Source organism: Phycisphaeraceae bacterium (assembly GCA_019636555.1).
Taxonomy (GTDB): Bacteria; Planctomycetota; Phycisphaerae; order Phycisphaerales; family UBA1924; genus JAFEBO01.
Genome location: JAHBXH010000001.1, coordinates 3,136,600 through 3,151,625, shown reverse-complemented (window position 1 = coordinate 3,151,625; position 15,026 = coordinate 3,136,600). Strand labels below are relative to the sequence as shown.

The following is a 15,026-nucleotide window of genomic DNA, read 5'->3' as shown; positions in this document are numbered from 1 at the left end:
CGCGTTATTTGGTGTTGAGATTGAAGAGACCGTCGGGCAGGTTGAACGGCGGGCGAGAAAGGCGGCCGCCGGGCCCGATGAGTTTCCTGGCGTCGATCACGAACTCGGCATCGGACTCGACCGATGCGCGTCGGATCTTGTCGGCAAAGTTGGTGCGGATCGGCTCGGTCTTGTCGGCGATGAGCGAGAGGCTCTGCTCGCTGGCGCCGACGATCTGAGACGGGGCTTCGCGCAGAGCCTCTTTTTCCTTCCGTTCGGCTCCGGCATCGGCCTGGCGGATAGGGGGCAATGCATTCGCAGAGACCAGGCGAACCACCATGGCGATCAGTTGACCGCTGAGTTCCTCGATGGCGCGGAGGGCTTCGGGCGAAAGGCTGGGGCGATCGGCCTGAACCTTGGTCAGGTCTTCACGGAGCGCGAGCGAAGTGCGGCGGAACGCGTCGAACATTTCCGGCGCGGGAAGCTGGGTGGTCACCTTCACGGCGCACGCCACGATTCCTTTGCAGAGGACGACGCAGGCGCCGTTGCGCACTTCCGACTGGCGCGAGATTTCCATGGCCTTCACGAGCGCACGCGAAGCAGAATCGACGACGATCGGATCGGGGTCCGCGAGTAGCGAGCCCAACTGCGTGGCGGCATCGAGCAAGCGCTTCGGAACGACGGCTGATGACGTGCTGTTGGCAACGACGAAGGCGCGGCTTGCGGCGCCGGCGGCGGCGACGCGGACCGGGACGCTCGGCGAGCGAAATCCCTTTTCGATGATGTCGAAGCCTTCGGCGGTGGCGAGCTCGGCCCCGACCCGCATCGCGTTGATCGCGTTGAGCGCCCGCTTGTCCTCGGCGAGGGTCGCGAGCGGGCGGCCGAGGACCTGGGAGTAGGCCTGCCGGAATGGAACACCGACCGCGATGTCGGTGCGTTGGAGTGGCCGTACCAGGGCGACGCGGGCGTCGCGCACCTTGACGGCGTCGTCACCGCGCAGCGATTCGAGGAATGGATCGGCGTATTGCTTGATGGCTTCTTTTTGCGCGTCGCTCAGGGGCGTGGCGCTGGTAACGATCTCGGTGGGGAGGTCTTGCGCGCGGGCCGCGGGAATCGCGAGCGTGCAAGCGGCCAAGACGACCGCCCACAGAGCCGAACGGACGAAACGAGTGCGGAGCAGTGCCGGGGCGGGAGTGAGCATGGATTGAGTCGTCACTGAAGCGGGCTCCTGTCGGGTCCCGGAAAGGGAGAGGCGATTGTTCGCAGGCTCGGGCGTTGTTTCCGGGGGCGAGCCGAAGAAGGGCAGCCTATCACGCGACGGCGGGAAGCTAGTAGACCTCCAAAAAGACGCGACGGGTCGGGCGAACCTGCTTGTGGATCATGCGGCGATCCCAGGATGCGATTGCATCGAGCGCTTCCGGGTCGACGCGCAAGTATGGATCGAGAGAGGCCGGTTCGAGCATGCGGGCCATGCCCTGGAAGATGCCGAGCTCCATGCCGGCGATGCCGCAGATGTACACAAGCGTGCGGTCGGACTTGAGCAGGGGTTCGAAGAAATCGCGGCTTGTATCGAGGCGATCCTGCACGTAGAGGGGCCGGGGCGCATCCGGCATGACTTCGCGGCTGATGGCGGTGATGTACTTGAAGTTTGGATGTCGCGAGGCGAGTTCGCGGAAGTGCTTGTCGTAGAGAAGATCGCTCGAATACGGGGAACCCATGACGAGCGCGATGCTCGAGCGGCTTGATGCGGGATCGTCGAGAAGATCTTGCAGCATGCCGCGGAACGGGGCGATGCCGGTGCCGGTGGCGAAGAAGATGTAATCGTGTTCACCGGGCGAAGCGGGCAGGACAAAGCGCTTGCCGCTCGGGCCGGTGACGCGCACTTCATCGCCGGGCTTGAGATCGCAGAGGTAGTTGCTGGCGACACCGAGGAAGAGCCTCTCGGTCTCGTCGTGTTCGTCGATCAGGCGCTTGACAGTCGTGGCGAGGACTTTGCCCTGGCCGTCTTCGCCTTTGGTTGGCGAAGCGATCGAATAGAGGCGCAGCGCGTGGTTCTTGCCGCGGGAGTCCTGGCCGGGCGGCAGCACGCCGAAAGATTGCCCCGAACGGAAATTGCCCGCGAGCTTGGTGTTGGAGACGTCGATCGCAACGTGCCGAACAAAGCCGGCCGCTCGCCTTCCCGCGGTGCATTTTTCATTGGAGACGACGATGCCGACGCCCGGATCGGCGGGCGGGTGCAGGTGCATCTTGACATCGTGAAGAACTGGACCTTCGGTGTGCTCGGTCATGAGAAGATTCGACTCTGCGGAAAGCGGCACGAGTGATTAGCCGCCACCCGGCTTGATGCCGGCGCTCGCCCGCTTCTGGACTTCGACGAGAACTTCCTCGATGGAAGTGATTTTTCCGCTTTGGACATCGGCGGTAACCGAATCGATTGCGACCGAGATCGGTCCGGCGAAGGGAGCGACTGCTGCGGAAGGACCCTGTGCGAGCGAAGAAGACGAAAGCATCCACTTGCCACCATGGTTCTTCATGCTGACTTCGGGAGTGCCCGGAAAACTGACCGTTGCCGTGTCGCCCGTTGTTTCAACCTTGTAATCCGAAGCCTTTGTCGGCGCGGTAACGCCGATTGCCTGAGCCTGGGCTTCGGAGAACGCCTTGCCGAATTTTTCACGGCATGCGTTGTCGAGTTTTTGCTGCGCCGCGCTCAGGATGACGACACCGCTGATGATGTTCTCGTGTGCCGGATCTTCCAACTCAACTGCCGAAAGCACCGCGGCTTTGTCGCCGGACTCCATCGCCGCATACACCTGTTCCCAGGCTGCTTCGGCACTCTGCGCTGAAGGGGCTTCGGAATCAGGCGTGCTCTCCGAGCTTGCGGAAGGTGTTGAAGTCTGCTCGGGTTGCGGCGCGGGTTCGGTCTGTTCAGAGGCGGGTTTGCCGGCGAGCGCACCGAGAGCCTCGGCGACCTGCGTCAGGCGATCTTTGATCGCGGCGGCACCCTGGCCTCGCAATTGAACGGAGGAGAATGCGGACTGCGCGGCTTCGAACGCGGTCTTTGACTCTTCGGTCGTCCGCTGGAGGAGTTCGGAGGCTTCTTTCAGAGGCGCCGTGAGTGAAGCAGCAAATGGAAGTGACGGGTCCACAGCGGCGCTCTGCGCAAGAAAGGAGACGTACGACTTGACGCTCGAAGCCTTGGCAGCGAGCGCTCCGGCGAGAGCGAGCTGGGTGCGGCCGACGAGAATCTTGCCGATGACCGAGTTGTCGTTCGAGGCGGCCTTGGCGGAAGCGGCCGCGCTGCGCAGCGAGGCGATCGCTTCGTCGTACTTTGCGATCACGCCCGAACTGCGGGAGGATGCGAGTTCGGTGATCGCGGTTTCGATCTGCTTTGCCGTTTCCGCGGCGGCGGTGCGGGACTGAGCGGATGCCGCGCGACCCTGCTGCGCGCGTTCGCTGATTTCCAGTTTCTCACGGTCGAGCGCGGCGATGCGGTTCTGAGTCGCGGCGATCAACACTTTCAGTTCGTCCGCCTCGGGCTGCGTGACATCGGCTTGCGCCTGAAGGCGTGAGGCTTCCACACGGATGGCGTCGCCTTTTCGGCGCTCATTGCGGGCGTTCGTCAGCTGGGACTCCGCTTCGGTGGCGGAGAGCGAAGCGAGCGATTCACGTGCTTTCGCAAACTCGAGCGCGTACTTGTCCGCTTCTTCAAACTTGGACTTGGCCCGGGAACGAAGATCCGCGAGCCTTCGCTCGACGTCCTGCAGTTTGGACTGAAGGGTCTGGAGTTCGCGGTTGCTCGCGGTGCGGTCGGACTCGATGCGTTCGAGAAGTGGAGCGGGATCAAATCCCTGCGCTGCATCGGCGGACATGTTGTACGCCACCCAGTTGTCGAGTTGAACCCGGATCAACGAAGCGGCATTGACGGCGGCGTGCTCGAGCTCGGCGGCTTCATCGAGAAGAGCGATGGATTGGCCGAGCTGCGCGGTGCCCACGAGTGATGCCGCAGCGGCGCTCTGGACAGATTTATCCTCGCTGCTTGCGACCGGCTTGGCGACGGCGATGACTTCTTTGTAGTTCTTGGCCGTGTAGGCGTTGGCGTAGGCGCCCCCCGAGCTGGCCTGAAGTCTGGCGGAGCCGGTCGCGATCGCGCTCTGGTTCGGGTCCGTGCGATCGCAGGCGGACGGCAGCGCACCCGCCATCAGAATCAGCGCCGACGCGAGGACCGGGCGGCGGACGAGAGTCAACTGGCAAACCTGCATGCGGGCCTCCGGCGGGGTTGATTCATGGGGTGTGAATCGCTGAATGGGCGGGACTCGGGAAGGGGGGGAGTTTATCAGGGAGGCGGGCCCGCCGCGGGTCTCGAGAATCAACGTTCACCATTCGCGGCCGGGGCGAGCTGAAGAGTTCCTTTGGGGACGGGGGGGTCGTAGGTGAGGCCGTATTCCGGACGTGGACGGTACATGGAGCGGATCCAGTCGAGCGTGGCGCGGTAGCGTCGGTCATCGACGGAGCGAATCGCAGGCTTCCACTGGTCCATTCCGGCTTGATTCCGCACGGTGGGATGAGGCCTCATGGAGAGGTTTCGCGGCATCGCCATCTGCAGAAGCGGAGACTTTTCGGGTTCCTCGTAATTGATGAGCGGCTTGCCGTCGGAGAGGCGGAACCGGTCGAGGATCAGGAAGTTGGTGTAGTAGGTCGAGGCGTCGGTCGGGCGCGATCGCTTGATATAGAGCCGGCCGGCCTCTTCGCCGCCGTGACAGCGATTGGAGGCACAGCCGTTCATGAGCCAGCCTTGGTGGACATCGCGCCGGAAAGCCTGTATCGAGGCAGGGTCTTCCATGACTTTGACCATTGGGTACAAGTCTTTGGCTTTGAGCCGGTAGAGCAGATCGAGGATCTGCGACGGCTTTGTCTGGTAGAGCTTGTCGCGGAGCTCGGGCGTCGCCGGCATGAGCGAATCGTCCGAATAGCGTTGGATGAGGGACGCGATGAGCTCTCGCGGAATCAGCAGACGCGGAGGGTTGGTGAGATCGATCTCGTAGACACGGATCAGATTGATCTGGTCGTCGCTCAGAATCGGGAAGGGTTGCGGCGCCGCGATATCCCTTGATTCATCATTCTCAGAGGGAGCCGCGGAGCTCTTTTCCGATCCTTTCTCGGCTTCGCGAGCGGCTTTGCGTTCGGCGGCGGCCTTGTCGATGTCCATCTGAAGCTCGATGGTTTTCTTGAGCTCTTTCGCACGCGGGTGCGAACCATCTATGTGGAGCACGCCGTCGAGTTCGCTCAACGCAAGCTCATATCTCTTGCGGTCGCGGAGCCATTCGGCGAGGAGCACGCGCCGGTCGAGATCGGAATCATCGATCGCCGCCCGCATCTGCTTGTACCGCTCTTCTACCGGCGGCTGCGGCAGGAGCTTGATCACGTTTTCTTTGGCGAAGCGCGTCGGGATACCCGCGATCAGGACGGTGTACTTCTCGTCGTCGATACTGACAAGCCGGCCGACAACTTGAGATCCGTCTTTCAAGATCAGAATGGTCTCGAGTTGACCCGAAGTAATGGGCTCGGCTTTCGGCGCCGGTGACTCGGGCGCTGGCGCTTCCTCCTTCGTGGGCGGGGCGCTCTTGTCGCCCGATTCCGGTGCGACTGGCGCTTCTTCTGCCGGAGCGGGCTCATTTGCCGGGGTGGGAGTCGGGCTCTCGGGGGGCTCCCAAGCAAATGCCGGCGCAATGCCACCCGACGACAGAAGTGTCGCCAGTACAAAAACCCGCCATGAGCAGCGGCTGAATGGACCCGCTTGAGCCATCATTTCCCTGCGATTGTCCGGTCTCCGGGCGATGCTGTCCAGCACGGTGCCGCAGATTCGCAAGGGCGCTACGGGGCAGACCGCCGGACGGTTGCGGCAAATCGCCGGGGACCGAGCGCAAGAATCGCGAAAGTGGCGGGAATTCAGGCCGCCAGCGAGACCGGTTGCGGCGGGAGAGCCTGCGCGATCGCGCGGCGCAGGGCTTCGGGGGCGAACGGCTTTTGCAAGATTTGGACCTTGGGGTGTTCGGCGCGTTGAAGCGATTCGTCGTCGCGAGTCAGCGCGATGAATTCCGCGCGGAATCCCGCGAGTTCGAGGGCGCGAGCGAACGGAACGCCTTCGGCGTCGGGCATGGAGCGATCGAAGATGCAGAGGGCGAATTCCGCAAACCGAACTCGGGAGACCGCCTCTGCGGCATCCGCTGCCTCGTCGACGTCATAGTGTCCGAGCTGCGCGAGCACGGCGCGGGTGATGTTGCGCATGGTTCGGGATTGGTCGGCGATGAGAATTCGCATGACGTCGAGTCCGGAAGGGCCGGACGCCAGCATCATCGACCGAGAATCGGCGCGTCTTTGGGCGCAGCGGAGAAATCGCGGCGCACTTCTTGCCGCGGTCTGATTGCAAACCCGAACGAAGAAATGGGGAGCGACCGCTTTGGGATGGGCGCGGTCAGATCGGAATCGCGAATGCCCAGGAGAGGATTTGAACCTCCATGCCCTTGCGGGCGCTACCACCTCAAGGTAGTGCGTCTGCCAATTTCGCCACCTGGGCTCTGAAGCGGGCTGAAACCCGCTTGGTGGGGGGGAAATATAGTCGCGTTTTTGTCTGCCGCGCGGATAAAGTTGGATCGATCGGGACGGATTGCCCGCGGGCAGCCCGATCGGCATGACTGTGGAGGTTTGCGTGGTGGAGACGCGGAAAATTGCCGCGATTCTGGAGTCCCTGTCCGAGTTTGCCCGCGGGTCGGGCCTGTTCGGCGAGGTGAAGGTCTTGAGCAACCGCCTGGTGGCGAGTGCGGCGGCTTCGGCTGCGCCGGCCGAATACCGGGTGGAAGTGGATGGTGACAGCATTGATGTGGGGCTTTTTATGAAGGACCGGTGGCTGAGCCACTCGATCGAGGCGGACTTGCTCAATACGGGCGACGATCTGGAAGAACTGCTCGAAGAGGAGCTTGTGGAGGTGGGATACTCCGGACCTGCGCTTACGATTGATCACTACCGCAATGACGAGAAGATGTTTGCGTTTCGGTCGCGCACGGGCATCAAGCTGACGGAACAGGGCGCGGAGGAAAAGGTTCGAAAAGTGCTGACGGCGTACGAAGCGTGCTTCAGACCACTTGGAGACATGCACCAGGAAGGCGACGACGAGTGATGAATTCAGGAAGCGCATCATCGTCGGACCGGGCGTGGAGAATCCCATGAGAGTGCTCATGCTCGGCTGGGAATTTCCTCCGTTCATCGCGGGCGGCCTCGGTGTCGCGTGCTACGGCCTGACGCGCGCGCTCGATTCGCTCGGGCATCAGGTCACTTTCGTGCTTCCCAAGCCGGTCGATCGGTCGGAACCGTCTCATGTCCGCCTGCTCAGCCCCGACGCGATGGGCGCAAAGCGGGCCAACGGGGTTCCTCCGGCGGTGCGCGACGCGGTTTCAGCCCAACAGCGCGTGCAGCCGACCGAAAGCATCAGCGGGCTGGCGTCACACGGATTTCGGCACGCGGTCTTTCGCGGAGTGCCGGCGGCATTTGCGAGCCCGTATCCAGGGCACGATCAGAGCGACAAAGCAACCAAAGTGGACGTGAACGCTGTCGCGGCTGCGGTCGCGCCGGAAATGATGCAGAAAGCTGAGGACGCGGAATCACAGGCGGCGGCGCGCCAGATCAGCGAGTTACTCGCGGCGATTTCGCCGGTGGCGAACGGAGGTTCGCTGCAGAACGGCAACGGCGCGTACGGCTTCGATCTCGTGGGTGATTCCGAGCGGTACGCGAGGTTGGTCGTCTCGCTCACGCGGCGCGACGAGTTCGACGTCATCCACGCGCACGACTGGCTGACCTTCCCGGCGGGAATGATGCTCAGCCGCATCAGCGGCAAGCCTCTGCTCGTGCACGTGCACTCGACGGAATTCGATCGCGCCGGGAACAACGTCAATCAACGGGTGTACGAGATCGAGCGGCTGGGGATGCAAGCGGCGGATCGCGTGCTGGCGGTGAGCCAACTCACGAAGAACATCTGCGAGCGGAGGTACGGGATTCCCGGCGAGAAGATCGACGTCGTGTACAACGGCATCGAGCGAGAAACTCAGCAGCCGTCAACGGGCTCGGAGATTCAAAAAGGCGACAAGATCGTGCTCTTCCTCGGGCGGATCACGATGCAGAAGGGACCGGAGTATTTCATTGCCGCGGCGAAGCGCGTGCTCGAGAAGGTGAAGGACGTGAAGTTCGTCATTGCCGGCTCGGGGGACATGGCGCTGCGGATGGTTGAACTCGCGGCAAACATGGGGATCGGGCACAAGGTGCTTTTCACTGGATTCCTGCGCGGCAAGGACGTGGAACGGATCTATCAGATGGCGGATTGCTATGTGATGCCGAGCGTGAGCGAGCCCTTTGGTCTCGCGGCGCTCGAGGCGATCAGTCACGACGTGCCGGTGATCGTGAGCAAGACCAGCGGCGTTTCGGAGGTGTTGTCGCACGTGCTCAAGGTCGATTTCTGGGACATCGACGAGATGGCGAACAAGATCATCGCGGTGCTGAGACACCCGCCTTTGGGCGCGACGCTCCGCGAGCACGGAAGTTTTGAACTCCAAAGGCTGACGTGGGGCGGTGCCGCCGAGCGATGCATCGGGGCGTATTCCGCAGCCATCGAGTCCCGCGCTCGCCAGAATACTCTGCAGCCGGCTTGAACACGAGCGGTGCCGGCGCGGGACAGAGGTCAGCCCACGTCGCGGCCTTCGAAGAGCACGATCGCGAGCGAAAGAAAGACGGTGATCTGGCAGAAGGCGTACCCGGCGGCGAGCAGCAGGTAGACGGATGGAATCGGCCGGTTCTGAGAGACGGCGTCGACCATCCAGAAGCTCTGCATGTTCGGAAACGCGCCCCATACAGCCAGCCAGAACGGCCGGATTCTGGTGGGCTGCAGAAAAACAAAGTCGTCGGGCTGGGGCGGAGCGACCCGCTCGAGGGGCTTTCCGCCGACCATTCTGATCGTGAGTTTCTGCCCTTCGGCGTGGGTGACGACCAAGCCGGGAGGAATATCCGCGCCCAGGAATGTCTCACCTTTCTGGAGATTCCCCTTGAACGGCGGGAACGAAGCGGTCATCATCGGGAACCCGGTCGGGCTTGGAGAATAGAAGAAAGAATCGCCCACTTTGATCGTCGGCTTCGGCGCGTTCTTCAGCTCGATATCGAATGACTCGCCGGGGCTTTCGAGCCGGGGTTTGCCGGGATCGGTCGGAGTCGCCTTTTCGATCTCGGCGACGACCTGATTCACGAAGACTTCTCGCCCGACGAAGTAGTTGGACATCAGCGAGAGCACGAAGACTCCCATGCAGACGACGATCGTCATGACCTGACCGAGCCGCGTGGAGGCGGCGATGGCGATCGAGGTGAGGACGAGCACGGCCATCGAGAGGCACGCGCAGGCGGTGAGAATCTGCGGTTTCAAGTCGACGATGAGACCCTGAAATTTCCAGTCCTTGTGGGTGAAGAGCATCGCCACGTAGGCGATGAGAATGAGCGGCAGAAGCAGGAGCGTCATGACCTGCGGGAAATTCCAGCGGTAGAAGAAGTTGCCCCAGGCGCCGCCGATCGCCGCGATGAAGACCGCGCCGAGGGCGTAGACGACGACCGGCATGTCGACCGAGTCGGCGGCGGTGCTCATGACGCCGTGGCGCACCGCCATGAGCAGGAAGGTGAGCATGATGACCGTGGCGATGAGGATCGCGCCGCTCACGCCGAGGAATTTTCCGAATACCACGATCCAGCGCGAGATCGGTTTGCTCACGATGGTCAGGATGGTCTTGTTCTCGATCTCGCGGCTGATGGCGGCGGTCGCGATGAAACCTGCGATCAGAGCGCCGCAGCCGAAGACCGTCGAGAGCCCGACGTCGAGCAGCACTTTGTTGTCGCCCTGAACTTCGGCGGTCTCGATGTCCGCGAGGCTGAAGGCCGACATCCAGGTGATCAGGATGGTCAGGATCCCGTTGGCCAGGACCAGCATGAGAAGCACCGGCTGACGCAGGCTTTCGATGAACGTATTTCGGGCGATTGCAAGGACGCGCAAATTCATACGGAGAGAGGACTCCGGAGCCGGAGAATCGAAGCAGGAAGGCTAGCAAGCCGGAGGAAAGACTTCCCCGAACCGGCGGTGCGTCCGCGGTCCCGCTCTCCGTTCGCGCGTTTCGACTCGTCGGTTCGGTCGAACCGCTCGGAAACTCGAGCGTATCAACTCGGGTCCGATCCGGGTCCGCGTGGTTCTTGCGCGGCCCGCTCGGTACGGATGGCGCGACGGGTCCCGGGGACAGCGTTCCATCCGTTTGTTGGACGCGGCAACGCTCCCGTTGTCGCGTTCTACCATAGAGGCTCACTGTCTATTCCGCCCCCGAGTTCTTTGGGGGCTTCCGACGCGGACCCACACGATGCGCGCAGATTATCTGAGCTACCAAAAAGCCACGGGCGTCAGTTTTCTCGGAATGGCCATCCAGGGCGTCGCCGCGGCGGCGCTGGTCATCTATGCGGCGCTCGCGAACGACCATTCCGCCATGACCGTGGGTTTGTTTGCGGCGGTCGGCGTGGTCGCCTGGCTTGCACTCGGCATTGTTTTCGACCAGGCCCGACGCGAGCGGATCGAAGCGATCGAGGTGGAAACGCTGGGACGCGACGCGGCGTCGGCGAGCGTCTTTGAATCGACCGGGGACGACTTCAAGGTTGCGGCGCGCCGGCTGCGGGCGATGTACCGGGTTTTCTTCCCGATCGTCAGCGTGCTCATCGGCGGCGCGCTGATCACGATCGGCTGGATCGGCTACACGAAGGGGTGGGCGCTTCGGAACAACCACGACGCGCCTGCGATGCGCGGCTGGGCGATGAGCGTCGAGGCCGGAGTCGCGGCAGCCATGTTCCTGTTGGCCCGATACGCGGGCGGCATGGCGCGCCAGCCGGTTTGGGCCAATCTTCGCGCCGGTGGCGCGATGGCCGCGGGCGTGTCGCTGATGTGCATCGCGATCTTCGCGGCGCACATCGCGGACATCGTGGGACCGGACGGGCCGCTCCGGTACCTGCGATTTATTCTTCCGATCGTGCTGATGGTGCTGGGGGCGGAAGTGTTCCTGAACTTCCTGCTCGAGATCTATCGCCCGCGCAAGGCCGGGGATATCCCGAACCCGGCGTTCAATTCGAGACTGCTCGGATTCTTTGCGGCGCCCGAAGCTGTCGCGAAGTCGATCAACGAGGCGATCAACTATCAATTGGGCTACGACGTTTCTTCGACGTGGCTCTATCGGCTGCTGAGCCGGGCCGTTTTGCCGCTGTTGCTGGGGGGGGCGCTGGTTTTGTGGGGCCTCTCGTGTTTCACGGTTGTCCTGCCGTATCAGCGCGCGATGGTGCTGCGATTCGGGAAGCCGGTGATGAATGATGTGGGCCCGGGGCTTCTCATCAAGTGGCCGTGGCCGATCGATCAGGTCGTGATCCCGGTCGAGATTCTGCGGAACGAAAAAGGCGAAGAGATCGGAACGGCCGAGACGACGACGGGGCTCCGGGAGATCTCGCTCGCGACGCAGGCGCCGACGGGTAGCGGCGCGATCCTGTGGACGAACGACCACGCGCGGGAAGAGGTATACCAGCTCGTCAGGCCGTCGGGTTCGGCGGGATTGCAGTCCGCGGAATCGACGGGCGCGGCGCGCGACCTGTCGGTCCTCTCGCTCGAGATACCGCTGGTTTATTCGATCTCCAACGTTGAGCTCTTTGAAGAGCTTGGCGCGCCTTCGGTTCGCGATGATCTGCTCCGTGCGACGGCGCAGCGCGAGATCATCCGATACATGGCCACGCTGAGCGTCGATGACATCCTCGGGCCGAAGCGAGCGGAGGTGAATCAGGATCTGACGGAGAGGATCGAAACGGCGTTCGCGCGGCTCAACCCCGGCCCGGACGGAAAGGGTCGTGGCCCCGGGATTCAGATCGTGCGACTGGGCGTCGCGGGCGTGCACCCGCCGAAGAAAGTGGCGAACGATTTCGAAGCGGTGGTGGGCGCCGAGCAGAACCGGCAGGCCAAGATCGACCGGGCCAGGGCGGACGCGATCAAGATTCTGACGGACGTGGTTGGAAGTGTCGGGCTTTCCGACCAGATCATCGCGGACTTCGATGCACTCGACAAACTGCGCGCGGCGAACGCGAGCGCGAAGGAAATCAACGAAAAAGAATTCGCGATCCAGAAGCTGCTCGATCAGGCGGGCGGCGCCGCGGCGGGGTTCATCGCGGAAGCGAAAGCCGACCGGTGGAAGCGCCACATGGGCGAGTGGGCGCGATCGGAGCGTTATGCCGGCCAGCTTGCGAGCTTTCTGGCATCGCCCGAAGTGTTCAAGGCTTCGCTGTATTTCGATGCGCTCAAGGTGGTGATGGCGGACAGCCGCGTGTACATCACCAGCGACAGGATTCCCGACCTTCGCTTGACGACGCAGCTGTTCGATCGTCAGTCGGGGACCGACGTGTTCAGAGAAATCAAGCAGGACGATATCCCGAACTGATTGTCATTCATTGCTGAGCGCTCGGCGCTCGGGAGTTTTCAGGTGCGAAAAGCCTTTGTCATCATTCTCGCGGGTCTGTTTGTTCTTGCCATGGTGGCGTACATGTGCACGTACACCGTGCGATTCACCGAGATCGCGGTGCTCACGACCTTTGGCAAGGCCGGTGAGGGCGCGATCAAGACCGAACCCGGTCTCAAGTACAAGCTGCCCTACCCGATTCAGAACGTGACGACCTACGACCGTCGCGTCCGGTTCGTGCAGACTCGATCGGAGACCCAGCAGACGGCCGACGCACGCCAGATCATCGTCGAGGCGTTCGCCACATGGCGCGTGCAGGATCCGCTCAAGTTCTTTCAGCGTTTCTCGAACGCGGGCGACCGGGCCGAGGATCAATTCCGTCGCGCCGAGGACTACTTGCGCGACAGCCTGCGCAGCGCGCTTGGAGTCACGAGCCGGTTCCGGATGGACGAACTCTTCTCGGCGGATGAAAAGGGGAGCAGAATCCCTCAACTCGAGGCGCAGGTGCTGCAGGCGTTGCGCGCTGCGACAACGGGCGGGCAGTCTCTTGCCGATCAGGGCATCGAGGCCGTCAACGTCGGCATCAATCGGATCGTTCTACCCGAGGACACGACCAACAAGACGATGGACGCGATGATCCAGAACCGCCAGAAGCTGGTCAAGGAGCTCGAGAGCCAGGGCGATTCGCGTGCGGCGGCGATCCGAAGCAAGGCGCAGTCCGATGCGCAGCGGATTCAGGCGTTCGCGAAGCGGCGTGCGGATGAAATCAGGGCCCAGGGCGATCGTGAGGCACGCCAATATTTCGAGCAGATGAACGAGAGCCCCGAACTAGCCGTATTCCTGAGGAACGTGGAATTCCTGAAGACCACCCTGAGCAAGCGGACCACGCTGGTTCTCCCCGACAGTCTGCCGGGCTTTGAGATGCTGTCGCTGACGTCGATGGACAAGCTGCGGTCGGGCGCGGCGGGTGGTTCGAAATCGTCTTCGTTCAATTCTGATCCCACGCTGAAGCTGATCCCCGGGACCGAGGAGCGCAAGTCTGCCGGCACGGAGGGCGCGCGGTGAACGACGCCTTTGATCCAACCAATCCGGTGCGATCTCCCGACGAGGGCGAAACGGGCCGGCCGGTGAGCACAAGACGGGCCAGCGTGCAGCTCTCGCGCACCAGCGCGCCGATGCAATCGACCGACGACCTGATGGCGACGGCGAACAAGTCGCTGTCCGACGCCCTGACGGTGACGCTGCGCATTGTGCAGTTGTCGATGATCGTGCTCTTCATTCTGTTCCTGGGGAGCGGCCTGCAATCGGTGAGAGAAGGTCAGCGGGCGATCCGGCTGGTGTTCGGTCGCGTTGAATCGCCGAACCTGCCCCCGGGTTTTCAGTTGTCGTGGCCGTTCCCGGTGGGCGAACTGGTGAAGGTCAACACGGGCACCGAGAGCGTGACACTGGATTCGCAGTTCTGGCCGCTGGTCTCGGATAAAGCCAGGGGCACGTCGATCGAAAACCTGAGCAAGGATCCGCGCCTCAAGCCGGACAACGACGGCTCACTCATCACGGCCGACGCCAACCTGGCGCACGCCCAGTGGCGCGTCGAGTATCAGCGGACTCGGCCCGAGTTGTTCGCGGAGCACGTGCTTCCCGATCAGGAGAAGGCGATCGTCACCGCCGCGTGCAGCAACGGCATCGTTCGCGCGGTCGCTCAGACCAAAGTCGAGGAATTGCTCCGGCAGGCGGCGGGCGAGACCGGTCACGTCGCAGAGATCGCCAGGGGCATCGCACAGAAGCAGCTCGACGAATTGGAATCGGGAATCCAGATCAATCAGTTCCAGCTCACGACGGTCACGCCCCCGATGTACGTCCGCGAGGCGTTCAACAGCGTGCAGTCCGCGGCATCGAATGCGCGGAAGGCGATCGAGCAGGCGGAGACGGGCGTGAAGCAGTTGTTCAATGCGCAGGCCGGCGAAATCGAGCCCTACTTGATCGCGCAGATCGATGCGTACGAACTCGCCGTTGCGAACGACGACGAGAAGGCGAAAGCGTCGATCCTCGGAACGATCAACGAAATGCTCGAGGGGCGTCCGGTGACGATCGACGGGAATGTGATCGAGAACAAAACGTCGGGCGAGGTCGCGAGGATGATCAGCGAAGCGCGGCAGTACAAGGGCGAAGTGGTGAATCAGCGCCGCGCAGAACTCGCGAACTTCAGGGCGAAACTCACGCAGTATCGCTCGAACCCGAGCGTCATGCTGAATCGCGAGTGGACCGATGCGCTGAGCGCATTCCTGGATCGCGACAGTGTTCAGCTGCTGGTTGTCCCCCAGAATGTCCGCACACTCGAAGTGCAATTGACCGAAGATTTCGACCTGGCGAAGAAGCGTGAGACCGCGGAACGCCTGAAAGCGGCACAGGATGCTCGCGCGCAACGAGAAGCCCTCCAGCGCGCGACGGAGTTCAACACGACGCCGAATTCGAGCTTCGCTCAATAGCGCCGGAGGACGC

At 62.8% G+C, this 15,026-nt stretch carries 11 protein-coding genes and 1 tRNA gene; 5 read left to right on the top strand and 7 right to left on the bottom strand.

Features of this window, described 5'->3' with window-relative positions; genetic code table 11:
- Positions 1 to 4 precede the first annotated feature (4 nt).
- From KF691_13555 to KF691_13530, 6 genes are all read right to left on the bottom strand, one after another.
- A complete protein-coding gene (locus tag KF691_13555) occupies positions 5 to 1,195 on the bottom strand; it encodes a hypothetical protein (protein MBX3390469.1) in 1,191 nt (396 codons plus the stop codon).
- 112 nt (positions 1,196 to 1,307) lie between these two features.
- A complete protein-coding gene (locus KF691_13550; GenBank protein MBX3390468.1) occupies positions 1,308 to 2,267 on the bottom strand; it encodes a hypothetical protein in 960 nt (319 codons plus the stop codon).
- A 36-nt stretch (positions 2,268 to 2,303) separates the two neighbouring features.
- Complete coding sequence (locus KF691_13545) at positions 2,304 to 4,238, bottom strand: hypothetical protein (GenBank protein MBX3390467.1); 1,935 nt, start codon at positions 4,236 to 4,238, stop codon at positions 2,304 to 2,306.
- Positions 4,239 to 4,345: 107 nt separating this feature from the next.
- Positions 4,346 to 5,785 carry a hypothetical protein gene (locus KF691_13540; protein MBX3390466.1) on the bottom strand — a complete coding sequence of 480 codons (1,440 nt, stop codon included), beginning with the start codon at positions 5,783 to 5,785 and terminating at the stop codon, positions 4,346 to 4,348.
- 140 nt (positions 5,786 to 5,925) lie between these two features.
- A complete protein-coding gene (locus KF691_13535) occupies positions 5,926 to 6,333 on the bottom strand; it encodes a response regulator (protein ID MBX3390465.1) in 408 nt (135 codons plus the stop codon).
- Between the two features lie 136 nt (positions 6,334 to 6,469).
- Positions 6,470 to 6,553: transfer RNA gene (locus KF691_13530), tRNA-Leu, on the bottom strand.
- A 135-nt stretch (positions 6,554 to 6,688) separates the two neighbouring features.
- On the opposite strand from KF691_13530, the gene KF691_13525 reads away from it, so the two are divergent.
- Both KF691_13525 and KF691_13520 read left to right on the top strand, forming a co-directional pair.
- Entirely contained in the window at positions 6,689 to 7,153 is a 465-nt protein-coding gene (locus KF691_13525) for a hypothetical protein (GenBank protein MBX3390464.1), read from the top strand.
- 46 nt (positions 7,154 to 7,199) lie between these two features.
- Positions 7,200 to 8,675, top strand: a complete 1,476-nt coding sequence (locus tag KF691_13520) for a glycosyltransferase (GenBank protein MBX3390463.1) — start codon at positions 7,200 to 7,202, stop codon at positions 8,673 to 8,675.
- Positions 8,676 to 8,704: 29 nt separating this feature from the next.
- Here KF691_13520 and KF691_13515 read toward each other — a convergent pair whose 3' ends face one another.
- Positions 8,705 to 10,060, bottom strand: a complete 1,356-nt coding sequence (locus tag KF691_13515) for an ABC transporter permease (protein MBX3390462.1) — start codon at positions 10,058 to 10,060, stop codon at positions 8,705 to 8,707.
- Positions 10,061 to 10,409: 349 nt separating this feature from the next.
- Between KF691_13515 and KF691_13510 the strand changes: the two genes are divergently transcribed.
- The 3 genes from KF691_13510 to KF691_13500 are packed head-to-tail and all read left to right on the top strand — an operon-like array spanning position 10,410 to position 15,013.
- The gene (locus tag KF691_13510) at positions 10,410 to 12,509 is read left to right on the top strand and encodes a hypothetical protein (protein MBX3390461.1); all 2,100 of its coding nucleotides are present in this window, start codon (positions 10,410 to 10,412) and stop codon (positions 12,507 to 12,509) included.
- Positions 12,510 to 13,592, top strand: a complete 1,083-nt coding sequence (locus KF691_13505) for a hypothetical protein (protein ID MBX3390460.1) — start codon at positions 12,510 to 12,512, stop codon at positions 13,590 to 13,592. It abuts the gene before it with no gap.
- The gene (locus KF691_13500; protein MBX3390459.1) at positions 13,589 to 15,013 is read left to right on the top strand and encodes a hypothetical protein; all 1,425 of its coding nucleotides are present in this window, start codon (positions 13,589 to 13,591) and stop codon (positions 15,011 to 15,013) included. Before KF691_13505 ends, KF691_13500 begins: the two co-directional genes overlap by 4 nt.
- The last annotated feature ends 13 nt before the right edge of the window (positions 15,014 to 15,026 follow it).

What these genes read in the sequence shown, in the direction of transcription:
- KF691_13540 (MBX3390466.1), bottom strand. Translation starts at nt 5,785, where the DNA reads ATGATGGCTCAAGCGGGTCCATTCAGCCGCTGCTCATGGCGGGTTTTT.
- KF691_13545 (MBX3390467.1), bottom strand. Translation starts at nt 4,238, where the DNA reads ATGCAGGTTTGCCAGTTGACTCTCGTCCGCCGCCCGGTCCTCGCGTCG.
- KF691_13535 (MBX3390465.1), bottom strand. Translation starts at nt 6,333, where the DNA reads ATGATGCTGGCGTCCGGCCCTTCCGGACTCGACGTCATGCGAATTCTC.
- KF691_13550 (MBX3390468.1), bottom strand. Translation starts at nt 2,267, where the DNA reads ATGACCGAGCACACCGAAGGTCCAGTTCTTCACGATGTCAAGATGCAC.
- KF691_13510 (MBX3390461.1), top strand. Translation starts at nt 10,410, where the DNA reads ATGCGCGCAGATTATCTGAGCTACCAAAAAGCCACGGGCGTCAGTTTT.
- KF691_13520 (MBX3390463.1), top strand. Translation starts at nt 7,200, where the DNA reads ATGAGAGTGCTCATGCTCGGCTGGGAATTTCCTCCGTTCATCGCGGGC.
- KF691_13515 (MBX3390462.1), bottom strand. Translation starts at nt 10,060, where the DNA reads ATGAATTTGCGCGTCCTTGCAATCGCCCGAAATACGTTCATCGAAAGC.